The following is a 17,333-nucleotide window of genomic DNA, read 5'->3' as shown; positions in this document are numbered from 1 at the left end:
TGGGACCGTGACCCCCCGACCTCGCGCCACCCTGGCGATCATCCTCGTCAGCTACTTCATGATCCTGCTGGACAACTCGATCATCTTCACCGCGCTACCGACGATCCGGACGGCGATGGGCTACTCCGCGGCCGGCCTCGCCTGGGTGCAGGACGCGTACACGCTGGTCTTCGGTGGTCTGCTGCTGCTCGGTGCTCGGGCGGGTGACCTGCTGGGGCGGCGCCGGGTGTTCGTCTTCGGACTGACCGTGTTCTCGCTCGCGTCGCTGCTGATCGGCCTCGCGCCGACGGGCTGGTGGCTGATCGCTGCCCGGGCGTTGCAGGGGATCGGGGCCGCGATCGTCGCCCCGGCGTCACTGTCGTTGCTGACAGCAAGTTTCCCGGAGGGGCGGGAGCGGTCCAGAGCCGTTGCCCTGTACGGCGCGACCGCGGGCATCGGCGCCAGTCTCGGGCTCGTGATCGGCGGCGCCGTCGCCGAGTGGATCTCGTGGCGCGCCGGGTTCTTCCTCAACGTGCCGATCGGTACGGCGATGATCCTGCTGGCACCCCGGTTCCTCGAGGAGACAGGTCGCCGTACCGGTCGCTTCGACGTGGTCGGCGCGGTGAGCGCCACGCTGGGCGTGGGGGCATTGGTGTTCGGGATCATCCACTCCGCTGACGGCGGCTGGGGATCCCCGGTGACGGTGGGCGCACTGCTCGCCGGAGCCGGGCTGCTGGTGACGCTGGTCGCGAGTGAGCGAAGGGTGCCGCAGCCGATCATGCCGTTGCGGTTGTTCGCCAGCCGGCTGCGCGTCGGCGCCTATGTCGCCCGCTTGCTGTATCTGGGGGCGATGATCGGGTTCTTCTACTTCGCCACCCAGTTCCTGCAGGGCGTGCTCGGCTTCAGCGCTTTGCAGGCAGGGGTCGCTTTCTTCCCGATGACGGTGGTGAACTTCGCGGTCGCGCTGGCGATCCCACGGCTGGTCGCTCGGCTCGGTCAGACGGTGCCGTTGACTGCGGGCGTCGTTCTGACGCTGGTCGGGATGGCCTGGTTGAGCCGGGTGGGGGCGACCAGTTCGTACTGGGACGCGGTCGCGTTGCCGATGGTGCTCATCGGTGCCGGGCAGGGGCTGGCGTTCGCGCCGCTGACCTCGGCGGGGATTGCCGGGGTCCCGGCGGCGGATGCCGGCGCGGCCTCGGGGTTGGTGAACACCTTCCATCAACTGGGGATGGCGCTCGGGCTCGGCGTCCTGGTTGCGGTGTCCGCCGGCTCCGGTGCATTGGCTGCACAAGTGAGCGCAGCCTTGGCAGCCGGGAGCGTGCTGCTGGGGCTGTGCTTGATCACCGTACTGATTCTGATGAGAGGAACGATTCGTGGTGGAGAAGTTGCCCAAGGCACCGACCGGCAAAGGGCCGGCGGAGTGGTTCACCGGTGAGGTCTGGTTCGACCAGATCTGCCGGGGTGAAGAGCCGTCGCGGGTGCGGGTCAACTCCGTGCACTTCGCGCCGGGTGCGCGGACGGCGTGGCACAAGCACGCGGTCGGGCAGACCCTGCACGTGACCGAGGGCGTCGGCTTGGTGCAGGCGCGCGGCGGCGAGCTGATCGTGATGCGACCCGGCGACACCGTCCACACCCCGCCGGGGGAGTGGCACTGGCACGGCGCCACACCTGACCACTTCATGACCCACCTGGCCATTTGGGAAGGCACAGGCGACGACCCCGAGACCACCTGGGGCGAGCACGTTACTGACGAGGAGCACTGATGCGAGCGACCTATCTGTACGGCGCCGGCGACGTCCGCGTGGCCGACGTACCGGATCCGATCATCAAGGAGCCGACCGACGCGATCGTGCGGGTGGTGCGGGCGTGTGTCTGCGGTTCGGATCTGCATCCGTACCACTCGATGGCTGCGTCCGCGGACGGGAGCTCGATGGGCCATGAGTTCGTCGGGGTCGTCGAGGAGACCGGGGGAGCGGTAACGACGGTGAAGCCCGGGGACTTCGTGATCGCGCCGTTCGCCTGGTCGGACGGCACGTGCGAGTTCTGCCGCGAGGGTTTGCACACTTCGTGTCGGTACGGCGGTTTCTGGAACAGTCCCGGTGTGGGCGGCGGACAGGCCGAGGCAGTCCGCGTTCCGCTGGCTGACGGCACGCTCGTCGCCGTACCGGTCGAGGAGACGTCGCCGCTGATCCCATCGCTGCTCACGCTGTCCGACGTTTACGGGACCGGCTACCACGCCGCGGTCAAGGCGAACGTCAGCCCTCGCACCACGGTCACCGTGATCGGCGACGGCGCGGTTGGCCTGCTGGCTGTCCTGTCCGCCAAGCAGCTCGGCGCCGAGCGCATCATTCTGATGGGCCGGCACACGGTCCGGACCGACCTTGGGCGTGCGTACGGCGCCACTGATGTCGTCGCGGAGCGCGGTCCGGAAGGTATCGCGAAGGTCCGTGAGCTGACTGGCGGCGACGGCACTCACGTGGTCATCGAGGCGGTCGGTCACATGCCCGCTTACGAGCAGGCCGTCGGGGTTGTCCGACCAGGTGGCGTCATCAGCCGGGTCGGCGTACCTCAGTACGAAGCCGCTCCGGTCGGCTTTGCGAGCCTCTTCGGCCCCAACATCACGCTCACCGGCGGGCCTGCCCCGGCGCGCGCCTACATCGAGACCTTGCTACCCGCCGTACTCGATGGAACCGTCAACCCCGGCAAGGTGTTCGACCGCGAAGTCGCTCTCGACGACGTCGCCGCCGGCTACCGGGCGATGGACGAGCGCGAGGCCCTCAAGGTCCTCGTACGCCCCTGAAGGAGGCACTGACGTGACCACGAACGGCTGGACGCCCGACGAGCTCACCCGGATCGGCGGCGCCACCGAGCTGAAGCTGGCGTCGTACCGCAAGGACGGCACTCTGCGGCGCTACATCACCATGTGGACCGTCGCCGTCGGCACCAGCATCTACGTACGGTCGGCCTACGGCACCGACAACCCGTGGTTCCGCAGGGCAGTCGCCGCCGGCCGTGGACGCATCCGCGCCGGCGGCGTCGAGCGCGACGTCGAGTTCACCCGCCTGACCGCGGACGACCCAACCCACGCCGACATCGACGCCGCCTACCACGCCAAGTACGACCACTACGGCGCCCGCCTCGTCAACACCGTCACCGGCGCCGACGCCCCCAACACCACCCTGCAGGTCGACCCCTAGGTGAGAACGAGGAAGCCGTCGCGAAGCGGGTCGTTCGGGTCGATGGTCCACTCCGCCGTTCCGGTGACGTACGCCGTACCGGTGATCCGGTTGCGGACGCCGGGGATCCCGCCGACGTCGACGTGCTCCACCGGTACGGCGGTGAACGTCTCGCCGGTGATGCTTTCGTGGACGAGGGCCTCGCCAAGTGCCAGCCGACCGCGGGCGACCAGCGTGGACGCCCGCGCGGAGGTGCCGGTGCCGCAAGGGGAGCGGTCCGCGCCTCCGGGCCGGATCACCACCGAGCACAGGTTCGTGGCATCGGTACGCCGAGGCGGGCCGATGAACTGCACATGCGTGACACCCTCAATGCCTTCCAGAACAGGGTGTTTCACGGCGATCGACGAGTTGACGACGTCACGCACGGTCTCGGCGAGCAGGATGCGCCGGCCGACCCGAGGGTCCGCCAGGTCGAGGCCGACGGTGGTCGCGTCGACGATCGCGTAGAAGTTGCCGCCCCACGCGATGTCGACCTGGATCGTGCCGATACCGGGCAGGTCGATGTCGACGTCCCGCGCGTACAGGAACGACGGCGTGGAGGTGAACGTGACGCTGGTGACCCGGTGGTCCGCAACGGTCGCCACGGTCTCGATCAATCCTGCGGGTGTGTCGAGCACCAGCTGGGTGGTCGGTGTGGTCACCGGGACGAGGTCGTGCTGGATCAGGACCGTGACCAGCCCGATGGTGTCGTGGCCGCACATCGGCAGATGTCCGCTGGCCTCGATGTAGAGCACGCCGACATCGGCACGCGGATCGCAGGGCGGGAGCACGATGCAGCCGGACATCACCGAGTGACCCCGAGGCTCGAACATCAGCGCCGTACGGACCCAGTCGTGCCGGGCCTCGAGGTCGTGCATCTTGGCGAGCATCGTGTCGCCGGACAGGTCGGGGACGCCGGACAGCACGGTTCGGGTCGGGTTGCCGGCGGTGTGCGACTCGATGGTGCGGAAAGTGGTCATCACAGTGAGGTCTCTCCCCAGAGGTCGGCGACGGTGTAGCCGCGTGGGAACGGGTCATCGGGGTGCAGCACGTGCTGGTTGAAGCCGGTGATCCACGCTCGACCGCGGATCGAGGGCACCACCGCGTCGCGATCGCCGACGCGAACCTGCTCGTGCAGGAGGCCTTCGAACCTGGTCCCCACCACGCCTTGGTGGATGTACGGCGTGTGCAGCCCGAGCTCACCGCGGGCGTACAGACAAGCCATCCGCGCCGACGTACCCGTGCCGCACGGGGAACGATCCAACACGCCGCGCCAGGTCTCGGGCCGGTTGGCGTCGAGTGCGCCGGTCGGCAGGATCACGCTGTTGCGACCGGAGACCCCGGGATCGGTCGACGGCCCGTGCAGCATGACGAGTGAGATCTGGCTGAGGTTGTCGTCCTGCGGATGTTTCACCGTCACCTGCTCTCGGGCCGAGGCGAGCAGCGCAGCGCCAGCGCGGACCAGTGCCCGTGCGTTCGCGGCGCCGAGTTCGACCCCAAGCGCTGACGCCGGCGCTTGGACGTAGTACTGCCCGCCGAAGGCGATGTCGGCGTGCACGGTCCCGTACTCGAGTACGTCGATCGGCGTGTCCAGCGACTCGACCCACGAAGGGACGTTCCGCACCTGGACGTCGCGGACCTTGGTGCCGTCGACGCGCGCCGTCGCCTCGACCAGACCGGCCGCGGTCTCGATCCGGACCACCGTCTCCGGCGCGCGCAGCGGTAGCGCTCCGGTCTCCAGGATCGCGGTGACCGCGCACATCGTGTTGCTGCCCGACATCGGGCGGAACCCGCCCTGCTCGAAGATCACGATCGCGACGTCCGCGTCGGCAGTCACCGGCGGCATCACCACCACGCCGCACAAGGCCGGATGCCCTCGCGGCTCGCGCAGAAGCAGCCGCCGCAGATCGTCCAGATGCTCGGCGCACCAGGCCAATCGTTCGGACATGGTCGCGCCGCGGACCCGGAGGTTTCCGCCGAGCAGGACCCGCCCCGGCTCACCCTCCGCGTGCACGTCAACCGACGGAATCACCATGACGCCGTCCATCAGCAGCTCCTGACCTGGATTCTCACGACCCCTTGACACCGGGGTACGCCGCTCCTACCTTCAACGCTACTGCAGATTGTATGACGATCTGCACTTTTCCAGAAGACCCGACGCGGGGCAGCACAAGGAGTCACCGACCATGACCAAGACCACGAAGATCTCCCTGGCGGTCATCGCCGCCGTGGTGCTCGCCCTCGCGGGCGGCTACGTCGGCGCGGGCTGGCGCGGCGGGAGCGCCGCCGCGTCGTCCGCCGAAGCCGGATCGTGGATGAAGGACGTCCAGTCCCGCGGCGAGTTGCGGGTCGGCGTCGCGATCGCGCCGCCGATGACGGTGGAGAAGAGCGGGAAGCTGGGCGGTCCCAACCTGATCCCGCTGCAGCACCTCGCCGACTCGCTCGGCGTCAAGCTGACCCCGGTCTCGGCGACCTGGAACAACATCGTCGCCGGTCTGCAGGCGGGCCGGTACGACGCTGCCGCCAACCTGGACGCGACCATCGAGCGGGCGAAGGCGATCCAGTTCTCCGACCCGGTGTACGAGTACCAGGGCGTGTTCGTGGTGAAGGCGGCGTCGCCGTACCGAACCTCGTCCGCGGTGATCAAGTCCGGCAAACCGGTCGCCGTCGCGCAGGGCAGCGCGCCCGCCGCCGCGGTCAAGGACGCCGGCGCCAAGCTGCTCGAGCTGGCCGACTACACGAACGCGCTGCAGGCGCTGAAGGCCGACCGTGCGGTCGCCGTGTTCGCCGACCTGCCGACGGCCGAGTCCCAGGCGCAGGCCGACGCGTCGGTCAAGATCATCGTCCCCGAGCCCGGAATCTACGCCGCGGGCGCCGGCTACGGCCTGCCCAACGACATCGACGCCCGCTCACTGCAGTTGGTGAACGTCGCCATCAACCACACCCGGCTCAGCGGTGAGCTGGAGCGTGCGTACGCCGAGGAGAACTACCTGCCGATCGATCGGCTCGGCTCCCTGGCCAAGCAGTAGCCCGCCACTCGACGGAAGCGTGGAGCTGTCATGACCGAGCAAGACTTCGACTGGGGCGCCGTCGCCAACGCGTGGCCCCATCTGATCAGCGGGCTGGGCGTCACCCTGCAGATCGCCGCCATCACGATCGTGCTGAGCATGATCCTCGCCGTGCCGGTCGCGGTGGCCCGGATGTCCACGATCGAGATCGTCCGGTGGGTCGCGCAGATCTACATCGAGATCTTCCGGTGCACCCCGATGCTGGTGCAGCTGTTCTGGATCTACTACGCGTTGCCGACGCTGACCGGGATCACCATCCCCGGCTTCGCCTCCGCCGTGATCGCGTTGACCGCGAACCTGACCGCGTTCATGGCCGAGGCGTACCGCAGCGGCTTCCAGGCGGTGCCGGTCGAGCAGATCGAGGCCGGCAAGATGCTGCGGCTGAACCGGTTCCAGCAACTGCGCTACATCATCGTGCCGCAGGCGCTGCGCCAGCAGATCCCGGTGATCCTGTCGCTCAACATCTCGATGTTCAAGGACACCGCGCTGGTCTCGACGATCGCCGTCCACGACCTGATGTTCCAGGCCAACACCGCCGCCACCGAGACCTACCGCGCGCTGGAGTTCTTCACCACGGCCGCCGCCGTCTACTTCTGCATCGCCTTCCCGGTGTCGCTGTTCACGAGCTATCTCGAGCGCCGGGGCCAGCTCGCCCGGACCGGCCGCGCGCCGGTGCTCAAGCCGCGCAAGCCCGAGCTGACAGGAGTGAAGTGATGAGCCTCGGTACTGCGGACCCCAACGCACCACTCGTCTCCGCGACCAGCCTGGCCAAGCAGTTCTACGGCCGCAAGGTGCTCGACGGAGTGGACTTCGACGTCGCCTCCGGCGAGGTCAGCGTCATCATCGGGAAGAGCGGCTCTGGCAAGTCGACGCTGTTACGGGTGATCGCCGGACTCGAGGACCCGGAGGACGGCGAGGTCACCATCGACGGCGTGCTGGTCCGTACCGGCGGCGCCCGGACGGCGGACTGGAACGACGGCGCCGCGAAGGTCGGCATGGTGTTCCAGAGCTACACGCTGTGGCCGCACATGAACGTGCTCGACAACCTCATCCTCGCGCCACGCAAGATCCTCGGGCTGTCGGCCGGCGAGGCTGAGGCCCGCGCCGAACAGGCGCTGGCCGAGGTCGGGATGGCCGAGCACATCCGGAGCCGCTCGACCCAGCTCTCCGGTGGCGAACGGCAGCGGGTCGCCATCGCCCGGGCACTGATGATGCGTCCACAGGTCCTGCTGTGCGACGAGATCACGTCGGCCCTCGACCCGCCGGTCGCAGCCGAGGTGCTGGGGGTGCTGGCCCGGCTCAAGCAGGAGGAAGGGCTGGCCGTCGTACTGGTCACGCACGACATGGCGTTCGCGTCCAAGGCCGCCGATCGCGTCGTGTTCTTCTCCAACGGCCGGATCGCCGTCGACGCCACGCCGGACCAGGCGTTCCACCACTGCGACAACCCCGAGCTCAAGGCGTTCGTCGATGCCGTCCGGATCGACTGACGTGTCCAACCAACCAACAACTCTGGAGACCTCCATGACTGACAGCGTCACCTTGCGAGGCGTGCTGGTAGCCCTCGTCACCCCGTTCACGCCCGACGGATCGGCGATCGACGTCGAGACGTTGCATGCCCAGGTCAACCGGCTGATCGGCGCCGGTGTGCACGGCCTGGTGCCGGGCGGCAGCACCGGCGAGTTCACGGCGCTCACGCTCGCGGAGCGCAAGCTACTGACCGAGGAGTGTGTAAAGGCGGCCGACGGTCGTGTACCGGTCGTCGCGGGCACCGGTGCGCTGTCGAGCGCCGAGACCGTGGAGCTCAGCCGGCACGCGGCGGAGGTCGGGGCGGCCGCGCTGATGGTGGTTCCGCCGTTCTACGACGCGCCGAATCTCGCCGAGGTCCGGAACCACCTGGCCGCCGTCCGCGATGCCTCGAAGCTGCCGATCGTGTACTACAACATCCCGTCGGCCACCGGGGTGAAGCTCACTCCGGCGGAAATCGCCGGACTCGCCGACATCGAGGGCGTGGAGTACCTCAAGGACACCTCGGGCGACGCGGTCGCGCTCAGCGAGTTGCTGCTCGCTCACTCCGGCCGGATCACCACCTTCAACGGCTGGGACACGTTGACCTTCTTCGGGCTGGCCAGCGGAGCCGACGGCACCGTCTGGGGAGCAACCAACGTGATTCCCGAGCTGTCCCTGCAACTGTGGGACGCGGTCGCGGTTCGCGGCGATCTTGCCGAGGGGCGGCGGCTGTGGGACCGGATCTGGCCGGTGTGCAACTTCCTCGAGTCGTACAACTACGCCGCCGCGGTCAAGACCGGCCTCGAGCTGATCGGCCACCCGGCCGGTCCGGTCCGGGCGCCGTTCGCCTTGCTCGACGACAGCGCCCGGGCCGAGTTCACCAAGATCCTGGACGCCGCCGGCGTTCTCTGACCTACTGATCGAAGGAGGGTGCAGTGAGGATCGTCGTCGTCGGCGCCGGTGTCGTCGGGCTGGCCTGTGGCTACGAGCTGCTCCAGGACGGGCACGACGTCGTGGTGCTGGACAGCGCGCGTGCCGGCCAGGCCGCGTCGCACGGTAACGCGGCCAAGGTCGCGATCGCCGAAGCCGGCCCGGTCCCGGCGCCCGGCATGGTGGTTCAGGGCCTGAAGTGGATGCTGCGCCCGGACAGCCCGCTGTACGTGAAGCCGTCGCTGTCGCCACCGTTTCTGCGGTTCATGCTCGCGATGGCCCGGAACTGCACCGAGGCGCAGTTCCGGGCCGGGCTGGCGCTGAACCTCCGGATCGCAACCCAGGCCGACGAGTTGTTCGAGGAGTGGCGCGACGCCGGTCTGCACTTCGAGTCGCACCAGCGCGGTGTGCTGCTGGCGTACGAGCACCGCACCCACTTCGAGCACCGACTGCGATACCAAGACGTCTTCTCGTCGTACGGCGCAGAGCCCGACGTACTGGATGCCGCCGGAGTGCATGCGGTCGAGCCGGCGCTGTCCGATCGCATCCAGCACGGGCTGTTCTATCCGCGGGACCGGCAGATCGAGCCGGACTCGCTGACGTCCGCACTCGTCGAGCACATCGGCAAACTCGGCGGCTCGGTCCGTGAGGACACAGCTGTGGCCGGCTTCGACCGCGGTCCGGGCGGGGTGATCGGCGTGCGCACGAACAACGGGGACCGGTTGGACTGCGACGGTGTGGTCCTGGCGGCTGGGGTGTGGACGGGACCGCTGTGCGAGAAGCTCGGCGTGCCGGTTCCGATCCAGCCCGGTAAGGGGTACAGCGTCGACTACCGTCCCGAGCCGTTCAAGTTGCGGACGTCGCTGACGTTCGAGGACGCGCACGTCGCGGTCACGCCGTTGGACGGGGTGGTTCGAGTGGCCGGCACGATGGAGTTCGCCGGTTTCGACACGTCGATCAACGCGAAGCGGATCGAGGCCGTGCAGCGTGCGGCGGCGGTGGGGTTCCGGGACTGGGATCCGGCTGCGCCGCACGAGCCTGCCTGGGCCGGGATGCGGCCGATGACGCCGGACGGCCTGCCTGTGGTCGGCCCGCTGACCGATGGTGGCAATGTCTGGGTGGCGTCGGGGCACGGCATGCTCGGTCTGACCCAGGCGCCGGCGACAGCGCAGGCGATCCGGCGGCTGGTGCGCGGCGAGGCGGCCGATCCCGAGACCAGTCCGGCTCGCTTCCGTCGCCGGGCGGGGCGGCGCAGGAGAAGTGCAGACAATCTGCAATCATGGTCTGGGTAGATGAAGGGCGGTCAGATGAGCACCCAACGCACGGATTCAGCACTCGCTCCGGTCAGCAACGTGACCCGGCGCGAGGTCGTGGTGGACGCCATTCGGCGCGCGCTGCTCTCGGGCGAACTGGTGCCCGGGCAGCGGGTCAAGGAGGCGCCGCTGGCGGAGCTGCTCGGAGTGAGCCGGCCGACCGTGCGGGAGGCGATCTACCAGCTCGTCCACGAGGGCTCGCTGGTCCAGACGCCGTACAAGGGGATCACTGTCGCCGAGCCGAGTCCGCAGGACCTGCTCGACGTGGCGCAGGTGCGGGTGTCGCTGGAGACGCTGGCCGCGCTGCACCTGTCCGAGCACCCGGACGGCGACGGGATGACGAAGCTCCGCGCCGCGCTGAAGACCCATCTGGACGCGATCGAGGAAGGCGACCTGGTGCAGGTCGACATGACCCACCTCGACCTCCATCGCACGCTTTGGGAGGCGTCGGAGAACCAGATGCTGATGCGGATCTGGCCGTTGGTGGAGTCCCAGATCCGGATGGCGATGAGCCTCGACCAGGCCACCCGGTCCGACCTGGCCCGCGACGCCGAGCTGCACCGGCGGCTGGTCGACGTGATCGCGAGTGGCGACCAGGCGGCGATCACCGCCGAGGTCCGCGACCACATCGCGAACAGCGCCGACGAGATCGTCCGGCTGATCGAAGCGGGCAAGTCGGCCTGAGAGGGCATCCGGAAACTCTGCGCCTACTGCGCGGCGCTCGGCGGGCACATCGCTGCGTTGGAGGACGAGGCACGGAGAACCCCACTCCGAGCCTCGTCCTCCGCCTTGCGCTGCACTCCGCCGAGCACCTGCTTGCGACGGCGCAGAGTTCCCGGACGCCCTCTGAGTTCCCGGCAGTTCAGTTCCGGTACGGCGGACGTCGAACCGGCCGATCACGCATGCCCTGGAGACTTCTCATGACCACCAGCAACTACATCGGCGGCAAGGCCGGCGTCGGTCAAGGCCCGGAGGTGAACGTCGTCGACCCGTCGAACGGGAAGGTGATCCGGACCTACCGCAGTGACGACGGGCAGAGCGTCGAGGCAGCTCTCGACGCGGCGCACGACGCGTTTCCGGAGTGGTCGCGCGCGACACCGGCCGAGCGTTCGGGCATCCTGCACCGGCTCGCGGCCGAGCTCGAAGCAGTCGCCGAGGACCTCGCGCAGGCCGAGACCGCGCAGACCGGGAAGCCGATCCGGCTGAGCCGTGAGTTCGACGTTCCCGGCTCGATCGACAACGTCGCGTTCTTCGCCGGTGCGGCCCGGCGCCTCGACGGGCAGGCGGCGGCGGAGTACTCGGCCGACCACACCTCGGTGATCCGGCGGCAGGCGATCGGCGTGGTCGGTTCGATCGCGCCGTGGAACTACCCGTTGCAGATGGCGGTCTGGAAGGTGCTGCCCGCCGTCGCGGCCGGCAACACGGTCGTCCTCAAACCCGCCGAGATCACCCCACTCACGACCCTCATGCTCGCCGAAGCCTGCGAACGCGCCGGCCTACCCGCCGGGGTGGTGAACATCGTGAACGGCCCGGGGCCGAGCACAGGGGAGTCGCTGGTCAGCAGCCGCCGGATCGCGATGACGTCGTTCACCGGATCGACCGCGGTCGGGCGGCACATCGCCGGACTCGCCGCTGCGAACGGGACGCGCCTGCACCTCGAGCTCGGTGGGAAGGCGCCGTTCGTGGTGTACGACGACGCCGACCTGGAAGCCGCTGTCCGGGGCGCGGTGGCGGCTGCACTGATCAACACCGGGCAGGACTGCACCGCCGCGACCCGTGCTTATGTGCACCGTTCGTTGTTCGACGACTTCGTCGGTGGCGTCGCCAACCTGATGCGGCGCGTGCGGCTCGGAGTGCCGACGGATCCGGAGACTGACCAAGGGCCTCTGGTGTCCTTCCGGCAGCGGGATCGGGTTGCGGCCATGGTCGACCGTGCGGTGCGCGATGGGGCTCGGGCGGTCACTGGCGGCCGTGCGCCGGGCGGTGCGCTGGCCGAGGGCGCCTACTACGAGCCGACCTTGCTGGTCAACGCCGACCAGCGCAGCGAGATCGTGCAGGAGGAGACGTTCGGCCCGGTGCTGGTCGCGCTGCCGTTCGATTCCGACAGTGAAGCTCTGCAGTTGGCGAACGACGTGCCGTTCGGGCTGGCCGCGTCCGCTTGGACGCGGGACGTGTACCGCGCGCAGGAGGCGGCCCGGTCGATCGAGGCGGGGACGGTCTGGATCAACGACCACATCCCGATCATCTCGGAGATGCCGCACGGCGGGATGAAGTCCTCCGGGTACGGCAAGGACATGTCGACGTACTCGTTCGAGGAGTACACGCAGGTCAAGCACGTGATGTCCGACCTGACCGGACGCGCCGCCAAGTCCTGGCACACCACCATCTACGGCGACATCTGAGGAGCACATCATGAAGATCCTGCTGGTCGGGGCCACCGGCACCGTCGGCCGGGCCGCGAAGGACGCATTGGTTGCCCGCGGCCACGAAATCGTCGCGGCCCATCGCTCGTCGCCCGACTACCCGGTCGACCTCACCGATCCCGGCTCGATCCAGGACGTGCTCGACCGGGCTGGTCCGCTCGACGCCGTGGTCTGTACGGCGGGCACGACGCCGTACGCACCATGGGACGAGCTCGACCGCGAGGCCTGGCTGACCGGTCTGAACAGCAAGCTGCTGGGCCAGGTCGAACTCGTCCGCCGGGGGACAGCGGCCGTCCGCACGGGCGGCTCGTTCACCGTGATCACCGGCATCCTGGCCCGGGAACCCATCCGGACCGGCAGTGTCGCGGCCGCCGTCAACGGAGCGCTGGAGGCGTGGGTCGTCGCCAGCGCCGGCGAACTCTGGGGTCGCTACCGGCTCAACGCCGTCAGCCCGACTGTCCTGACCGAGTCGAAGGACAAGTACGCCGACGCGTTCCCGGGGTACCCGACGGTCGACGCGGCGGTCGTCGGCCAGGCCTTCGTCCGCTCCGTCGAGTCCATGGAGACGGGACAGATCTACCGGATCTGATCGGTCTCCGGTGGCGTCTCGGCCCGGCGGGCGGCCTGTTTGGCGCGGAGGATGTCGGGGTCGCGCGGGTCGAGCGGGAGGTCGTCGTACTGCCGGCGTCTGGTGCGGGTGGGCTTGGTGATGCGGATCTGGCGCATGTCACGGCTCCTCTGGTGCGGCAGGCCTGGCGCCGAGCTGCGGAGGAGGGGACTCAAGACGCCAGGCCCGCCGGTCTGGTGGGGTGGAGGGCGCCAGCAGGTACCACGCGGCGCTGTTCGGCGGGAGTTTGTCGCCGGCTTCCTGGTGGCTGGCGAGCAGGAGCTCGCCATCGGCAGGAGGCGCGACGACGCGGGACGAGCAGTTGACGACGCAGCAGAATCCGTCGCCACGGGTGAAGGCCAGTACGCCGGGCTCGGTCGGCAGCCAGCGGAATTCGCCGGCGGCCAGGACGGGCAGCCGCCGCCGCAAGGCCAGTGCCTCGCGGTAGAGGTGCAGCATCGACTCGCCTGAGCTCAGCTGCCGGTCCACGGCGTGTTCGGCGAACCAGTCCGGCTGCGGCAACCAAGGGGGTGCGGGAGAGAAGCCGAAGCCGGACTGGTCCGCAGTCCAGGGCAGCGGGACGCGGCAGCCGTCGCGACCGCGCCGAACGCCGTTGCTGCGGTGGAACATCGGGTCGACCAGGACCTCTGTCGGCAGGTCGGTGACCTCGGGCAGCCCGAGCTCCTCGCCTTGGTAGAGGTACGCCGATCCCGGCAGCGCGAGCATGAGCAGGGCACTCGCCCGGGCGCGGCTCGTTCCGAGGTCGACGTCGCCGGTGTCGAGTCCAGGAGCGCCGCCGCCGTACCGGGTGACCGAGCGGGGCATGTCGTGGTTGTTGAGCACCCAGGCGACCGCGGAGCCGGTGTCGTGGATCGTGCCCAGTCCGCGGTCCACGACGTCGTACAGGACCTGGTCGTTCCAGTGTGCGCGGAGGAACTCGAAGTAGAAGGTCTGGTGCAGCTCGTCGGGGCGCTGGTAGCGGGCGAGTTGCTGCGGGTCGAGTACGCCGACCTCGCCGATCAGCACGCGTTCGCGGCCGGTCCGTGCGGAGTACTCGTCGGTGATCGCCCGCCAGCGGCGCCACACGTCATGCACTTCGGGCTGGTTCCACGCGTGCGGGTTGACCGGGTCGCCGGTGAGCTCGTCGTCGGCGGCGTACTCGTGGTCCGGTAGGCCGTCGGCCTTGTGCAGGCCGTGCGCGACGTCGATCCGGACACCGTCCACGCCGCGGTCGAGCCAGAAGCGCAGTACCTGGTCGAAGTACGCCGGAACGTCGGGGTGCCGCCAGTCGAAGTCGGCCTGCTCGGGCGCGAAGCTGTGGAGGTACCACTGGCCGTCGTCGACCTGCTCCCAGGCGGGTCCGCCGAAGATCGAGCGCCAGTTGTTCGGCTCGTCGGTGAAGTGGAAGCGAGACCGCTCCGGACTGCCCGGACCGGCCTCGAGTGCTTCCTTGAACCACGGATGGTCGATCGAGCAATGGTTCGGGACGATGTCGGTGAGAACCTTGAGGCCGAGCCGATGGGCGTCCCGGATCAACAGGTCGAAGCTCTCCAACGTGCCGTAGTCGGGGTCCACGGTGAAGTAGTCGGCGACGTCGTACCCGTGGTCGTGCTGGGGTGAGGGGTAGAACGGGTTGAGCCACAGCCCGTCGACGCCGAGGCTGCGCAGGTAGGGGAGCCGCGCCCGGACGCCTTCCAGGTCGCCGATGCCGTCACCGTCGGAGTCGGCGAAGCTGCGCAAATACACCTGGTAGATGACTGCGCTGCGCCACCAGCCGGCCCCCCGCTGGGCGTTGACGGTGAACATGGCGATCGGTCCCTTGGCTGCAGTGATCCTGCAGCAACCATCGCGCGTCCGGCCGTCCGGGTCTGCACGGCCAGCGCCCAAGCCGGATACCGGCTAGCCGGAATCTTGACGGCGCGCTAACGGGTGTCGAGGTACGTGATCACAGCAAGTACCCGGCGGTGGTCGTCACCGGTCTCGGGCAGCGCGAGCTTGGCCAGGATGTGCCGGACGTGCTTCTCCACGGTCGCCTCCGTCACCCACAGCCGCCGGGCGATCCCGGCGTTCGACCGGCCCTCGGCCATCAGCGCGAGCACCTCGCGCTCGCGTGGGCTCAGCTCGGCGAGCGGGTCGTTCTGCCGGCGGGCGCTCACCAGTTCCTGCACGAGCGCCGGGTCCATCACCGAGCCGCCGCGGACGATCCGCCCCAGCGTCTCGAGGAAGTCACCGACATCGGTCACGCGGCTCTTCAGCAGGTAGCCGATCCGCTGGCCGGACGCCAGCAACTCCATTGCGTGCTCGACCTCCGCGTGCGCCGACAGCACCAGGATCCCGGTCGCGGGGAACTCGGCCCGGATCTCGCGAGCGGCGTCGAGACCTTCGGTGCTGTTCGTCGGCGGCATCCGGATGTCCAGCACGACCAGGTCGGGTGTCACGTCCCGCACCAGCGGCAGGATCCACGCGCTGTCACCGGTCTGCCCGACGACCTCGAACCCGGATCGCTCGAGCAGGCTGGCCAACCCCTCCCGCAGGAGGACGTCGTCCTCGGCCAGGAGCACCCGGGTGGTCATCCCTCCACGGTAGCGTTGAGGACCCGTCGTACGGCGGCAGCGGACAGACCCGCCTTGGGCAGGTACGCCGCCACCGGGACCTCCTGGACCAGTTCCGCGACGTCGTCGTCGGCATCGGCCGAGATCAGGATCACCCGCGAGCGGTCTACACCGGTCTCGCGTGGCATCCGCCGGGCCAGCTCCAGTCCGCTCTCGCTGCCGAGGTTCACGTCGACCAGTACGACGTCCGGCTCGGCGTCGTCCACCTCCCGCAAGGCCTGCTCGATGGTCGAGGCGACACCGACGACGGAGACCCCGTCACGTTCGAGCAGGGTCTGGGCAGCATCGAGGAAGTGGATGCTGTCGTCAACGATGTAGCAGCGCAACTCCATGGCACCAGCATCACTCGATCGTGGCCGTCACGCATTCCGGCTAGCGGGACCTTTCCGGCGTTCGCCATCACTGGGCGTGGTGGACCAGCGGCGGGCCGAGATCGGTTCGCCACGTCATTGAGCAGTGCGAGACGCTCTTGTAGCGTCAGTTTCAATAGCGCTGCTCCTCGAGGTGGTGACCGGCATGGAGCCCGCGCGGTGGCTGGCGGTCGGATCCGCCCAGGGACTCGACAAGCGAGCCGGGGCGAGCGCGGTGGACGACGCCCTGGTCCGGGACGACCCCAAGCTGCTGATCGTCTTCTGCTCCCAGTCGCTCGACCTGCACGGCTTGCTCGCGGACATCCGGCAGCGGGCGCCCGGCGTACCGCTGATCGGCTGTACGACCGCCGGCGAGATCGCGGCGTCCGGGCCGAGCGAGGCCAGCATCGTCGTGACGGCCTTCGGCGGCGACGGGTTCGCCGTCGAGACCGCGGCCGCCACCGAGGCGTCCCGCGATCTGCGCGTGGCGGGCGCTACGGTGGCCCGCTGTCTGCCCGTGCGCGAGGATCTCCCGCACCAGATCCTCATCCTGCTCACCGACGGCCTGGCCGGCGATCAGCAGGAGGTCGTCCGCGGCGCGTACGGCGTACTCGGCGCGGCAGTTCCCCTGGTCGGCGGTTGCGCGGGTGACGACCTGCGGATGACGCAGACCCATCAGCTGTACGACGATCAGGTGCTGACCGACTCGGTGGTCGCGGCCGGCCTCGCGTCGGATGCGCCGTTCGGGATCGGCGTACGGCACGGCTGGCGACGGGTCGGCGAGCCGATGCTGGTGACCGCGAGCTCGGCCAACCGGGTCTACACGCTCGACGACCTCCCGGCGCTGGACGTGTACCTGAAGCATCTGGGCCTCGATCCGTCGACCAGCAGCGACCAGAGCTGGCTGGCGCGCTTGGCGCTGACCCACCCGCTCGGGCTCGGGCGTCCGAGTGGCGAGGACGAGGTGCGGTTGATCAGTGGCGGCGACTTCGTCGAGCGGTCGCTGTCCTGTATGGCCGAGGTTCCGCAGGGTGCGCTGGTCTGGATCATGGAGGGTGACGAGACATCGGTGCTCGAGGCAACCGATGCGGCGTGCGGCGACTCACTGGCCGCGCTCGACGGGCGACGTCCGCTCGGCGTGATCGCCTTCGACTGCATCGCCCGGCGCGGGGTGCTGGGCGACGCGGGGATCCGGTCCGAGATCGACCGGCTCGCAGCGGTGACGGCCGGCGTACCGGTCGCGGGCTTCTACACGTACGGCGAGATCGCCCGGACCCGCGGCCTGCGGGGGTTCCACAACCAGACCCTGGTCGTCCTCTCGGTCGGCTGA

The 17,333-nt window shown here is 69.3% G+C and carries 19 protein-coding genes; 13 read left to right on the top strand and 6 right to left on the bottom strand.

Annotated elements, in window-relative coordinates; genetic code table 11:
• Positions 1 to 7 precede the first annotated feature (7 nt).
• The 4 genes from ACIBL3_RS19370 to ACIBL3_RS19355 are packed head-to-tail and all read left to right on the top strand — an operon-like array spanning position 8 to position 3,176.
• Positions 8 to 1,414 carry an MFS transporter gene (locus ACIBL3_RS19370; protein WP_396354785.1) on the top strand — a complete coding sequence of 469 codons (1,407 nt, stop codon included), beginning with the start codon at positions 8 to 10 and terminating at the stop codon, positions 1,412 to 1,414.
• On the top strand, positions 1,353 to 1,742 hold the full coding sequence (locus tag ACIBL3_RS19365; RefSeq protein ID WP_396354784.1) for a cupin domain-containing protein: 390 nt from the start codon (positions 1,353 to 1,355) through the stop codon (positions 1,740 to 1,742). The genes ACIBL3_RS19370 and ACIBL3_RS19365 overlap by 62 nt, the downstream gene beginning before the upstream one ends.
• On the top strand, positions 1,742 to 2,779 hold the full coding sequence (locus ACIBL3_RS19360) for a zinc-dependent alcohol dehydrogenase family protein (RefSeq protein WP_396354783.1): 1,038 nt from the start codon (positions 1,742 to 1,744) through the stop codon (positions 2,777 to 2,779). The genes ACIBL3_RS19365 and ACIBL3_RS19360 overlap by 1 nt, the downstream gene beginning before the upstream one ends.
• Positions 2,780 to 2,792: 13 nt before the next feature.
• Positions 2,793 to 3,176 carry a DUF2255 family protein gene (locus tag ACIBL3_RS19355; protein WP_396354782.1) on the top strand — a complete coding sequence of 128 codons (384 nt, stop codon included), beginning with the start codon at positions 2,793 to 2,795 and terminating at the stop codon, positions 3,174 to 3,176.
• Here ACIBL3_RS19355 and ACIBL3_RS19350 read toward each other — a convergent pair.
• Positions 3,173 to 4,174, bottom strand: a complete 1,002-nt coding sequence (locus ACIBL3_RS19350; protein ID WP_396354781.1) for a proline racemase family protein — start codon at positions 4,172 to 4,174, stop codon at positions 3,173 to 3,175. The two genes, ACIBL3_RS19355 and ACIBL3_RS19350, sit on opposite strands and share 4 nt — an antisense overlap.
• Complete coding sequence (locus ACIBL3_RS19345; protein WP_396354780.1) at positions 4,174 to 5,241, bottom strand: proline racemase family protein; 1,068 nt, start codon at positions 5,239 to 5,241, stop codon at positions 4,174 to 4,176. The genes ACIBL3_RS19350 and ACIBL3_RS19345 overlap by 1 nt, the downstream gene beginning before the upstream one ends.
• 139 nt (positions 5,242 to 5,380) lie before the next feature.
• Here ACIBL3_RS19345 and ACIBL3_RS19340 point away from each other — a divergent pair, with 139 nt between their 5' ends.
• The 8 genes from ACIBL3_RS19340 to ACIBL3_RS19305 all read left to right on the top strand — a co-directional run bounded on the left by ACIBL3_RS19340 (position 5,381) and on the right by ACIBL3_RS19305 (position 13,023).
• Entirely contained in the window at positions 5,381 to 6,223 is an 843-nt protein-coding gene (locus tag ACIBL3_RS19340; protein ID WP_396354779.1) for a substrate-binding periplasmic protein, read from the top strand.
• A gap of 30 nt (positions 6,224 to 6,253) precedes the next feature.
• Entirely contained in the window at positions 6,254 to 6,976 is a 723-nt protein-coding gene (locus tag ACIBL3_RS19335; protein WP_396354778.1) for an amino acid ABC transporter permease, read from the top strand.
• Positions 6,976 to 7,749 carry an amino acid ABC transporter ATP-binding protein gene (locus ACIBL3_RS19330; protein WP_396354777.1) on the top strand — a complete coding sequence of 258 codons (774 nt, stop codon included), beginning with the start codon at positions 6,976 to 6,978 and terminating at the stop codon, positions 7,747 to 7,749. Before ACIBL3_RS19335 ends, ACIBL3_RS19330 begins: the two co-directional genes overlap by 1 nt.
• A 34-nt stretch (positions 7,750 to 7,783) precedes the next feature.
• Positions 7,784 to 8,680, top strand: a complete 897-nt coding sequence (locus ACIBL3_RS19325) for a dihydrodipicolinate synthase family protein (RefSeq protein WP_396354776.1) — start codon at positions 7,784 to 7,786, stop codon at positions 8,678 to 8,680.
• A 23-nt stretch (positions 8,681 to 8,703) separates the two neighbouring features.
• Positions 8,704 to 9,990, top strand: coding sequence for an NAD(P)/FAD-dependent oxidoreductase (locus ACIBL3_RS19320; RefSeq protein ID WP_396354775.1), 1,287 nt, complete (start codon positions 8,704 to 8,706; stop codon positions 9,988 to 9,990).
• A gap of 15 nt (positions 9,991 to 10,005) precedes the next feature.
• Complete coding sequence (locus ACIBL3_RS19315) at positions 10,006 to 10,695, top strand: GntR family transcriptional regulator (RefSeq protein ID WP_396354774.1); 690 nt, start codon at positions 10,006 to 10,008, stop codon at positions 10,693 to 10,695.
• A gap of 236 nt (positions 10,696 to 10,931) precedes the next feature.
• Positions 10,932 to 12,413, top strand: a complete 1,482-nt coding sequence (locus ACIBL3_RS19310; protein WP_396354773.1) for a gamma-aminobutyraldehyde dehydrogenase — start codon at positions 10,932 to 10,934, stop codon at positions 12,411 to 12,413.
• A gap of 10 nt (positions 12,414 to 12,423) precedes the next feature.
• On the top strand, positions 12,424 to 13,023 hold the full coding sequence (locus ACIBL3_RS19305) for a short chain dehydrogenase (RefSeq protein WP_396354772.1): 600 nt from the start codon (positions 12,424 to 12,426) through the stop codon (positions 13,021 to 13,023).
• Here ACIBL3_RS19305 and ACIBL3_RS19300 read toward each other — a convergent pair.
• The 4 genes from ACIBL3_RS19300 to ACIBL3_RS19285 form a co-directional block, all read right to left on the bottom strand.
• Positions 13,011 to 13,160, bottom strand: a complete 150-nt coding sequence (locus ACIBL3_RS19300) for a hypothetical protein (RefSeq protein WP_396354771.1) — start codon at positions 13,158 to 13,160, stop codon at positions 13,011 to 13,013. The two genes, ACIBL3_RS19305 and ACIBL3_RS19300, sit on opposite strands and share 13 nt — an antisense overlap.
• A 1-nt stretch (position 13,161) precedes the next feature.
• Positions 13,162 to 14,847, bottom strand: coding sequence for an alpha-amylase family glycosyl hydrolase (locus ACIBL3_RS19295; protein ID WP_396354770.1), 1,686 nt, complete (start codon positions 14,845 to 14,847; stop codon positions 13,162 to 13,164).
• Positions 14,848 to 14,963: 116 nt separating this feature from the next.
• Positions 14,964 to 15,614, bottom strand: a complete 651-nt coding sequence (locus ACIBL3_RS19290) for a response regulator (RefSeq protein WP_396354769.1) — start codon at positions 15,612 to 15,614, stop codon at positions 14,964 to 14,966.
• Positions 15,611 to 15,985 carry a response regulator gene (locus ACIBL3_RS19285; protein WP_396354768.1) on the bottom strand — a complete coding sequence of 125 codons (375 nt, stop codon included), beginning with the start codon at positions 15,983 to 15,985 and terminating at the stop codon, positions 15,611 to 15,613. The genes ACIBL3_RS19290 and ACIBL3_RS19285 overlap by 4 nt, the downstream gene beginning before the upstream one ends.
• Before the next feature lie 184 nt (positions 15,986 to 16,169).
• Here ACIBL3_RS19285 and ACIBL3_RS19280 point away from each other — a divergent pair, with 184 nt between their 5' ends.
• A complete protein-coding gene (locus ACIBL3_RS19280; RefSeq protein WP_396354767.1) occupies positions 16,170 to 17,333 on the top strand; it encodes an FIST signal transduction protein in 1,164 nt (387 codons plus the stop codon).

The sequence above is a fragment of the Kribbella sp. NPDC050124 genome (assembly GCF_044460355.1).
In the GTDB taxonomy this organism is placed as follows: Bacteria; Actinomycetota; Actinomycetes; order Propionibacteriales; family Kribbellaceae; genus Kribbella.
The sequence above is the reverse complement of the archived record's forward strand: the minus strand, read 5'-3'. Positions and strand labels throughout refer to the sequence as shown.

Bases quoted from the DNA above. Each gene is read 5' to 3' on its own strand.
- ACIBL3_RS19360 (WP_396354783.1), top strand. From the start codon at position 1,742: ATGCGAGCGACCTATCTGTACGGCGCCGGCGACGTCCGCGTGGCCGAC.
- ACIBL3_RS19350 (WP_396354781.1), bottom strand. From the start codon at position 4,174: ATGACCACTTTCCGCACCATCGAGTCGCACACCGCCGGCAACCCGACC.
- ACIBL3_RS19345 (WP_396354780.1), bottom strand. From the start codon at position 5,241: ATGGACGGCGTCATGGTGATTCCGTCGGTTGACGTGCACGCGGAGGGT.
- ACIBL3_RS19340 (WP_396354779.1), top strand. From the start codon at position 5,381: ATGACCAAGACCACGAAGATCTCCCTGGCGGTCATCGCCGCCGTGGTG.
- ACIBL3_RS19335 (WP_396354778.1), top strand. From the start codon at position 6,254: ATGACCGAGCAAGACTTCGACTGGGGCGCCGTCGCCAACGCGTGGCCC.
- ACIBL3_RS19330 (WP_396354777.1), top strand. From the start codon at position 6,976: ATGAGCCTCGGTACTGCGGACCCCAACGCACCACTCGTCTCCGCGACC.
- ACIBL3_RS19325 (WP_396354776.1), top strand. From the start codon at position 7,784: ATGACTGACAGCGTCACCTTGCGAGGCGTGCTGGTAGCCCTCGTCACC.
- ACIBL3_RS19315 (WP_396354774.1), top strand. From the start codon at position 10,006: ATGAGCACCCAACGCACGGATTCAGCACTCGCTCCGGTCAGCAACGTG.
- ACIBL3_RS19310 (WP_396354773.1), top strand. From the start codon at position 10,932: ATGACCACCAGCAACTACATCGGCGGCAAGGCCGGCGTCGGTCAAGGC.
- ACIBL3_RS19305 (WP_396354772.1), top strand. From the start codon at position 12,424: ATGAAGATCCTGCTGGTCGGGGCCACCGGCACCGTCGGCCGGGCCGCG.
- ACIBL3_RS19300 (WP_396354771.1), bottom strand. From the start codon at position 13,160: ATGCGCCAGATCCGCATCACCAAGCCCACCCGCACCAGACGCCGGCAG.
- ACIBL3_RS19295 (WP_396354770.1), bottom strand. From the start codon at position 14,847: ATGTTCACCGTCAACGCCCAGCGGGGGGCCGGCTGGTGGCGCAGCGCA.
- ACIBL3_RS19290 (WP_396354769.1), bottom strand. From the start codon at position 15,614: ATGACCACCCGGGTGCTCCTGGCCGAGGACGACGTCCTCCTGCGGGAG.
- ACIBL3_RS19285 (WP_396354768.1), bottom strand. From the start codon at position 15,985: ATGGAGTTGCGCTGCTACATCGTTGACGACAGCATCCACTTCCTCGAT.
- ACIBL3_RS19280 (WP_396354767.1), top strand. From the start codon at position 16,170: ATGGAGCCCGCGCGGTGGCTGGCGGTCGGATCCGCCCAGGGACTCGAC.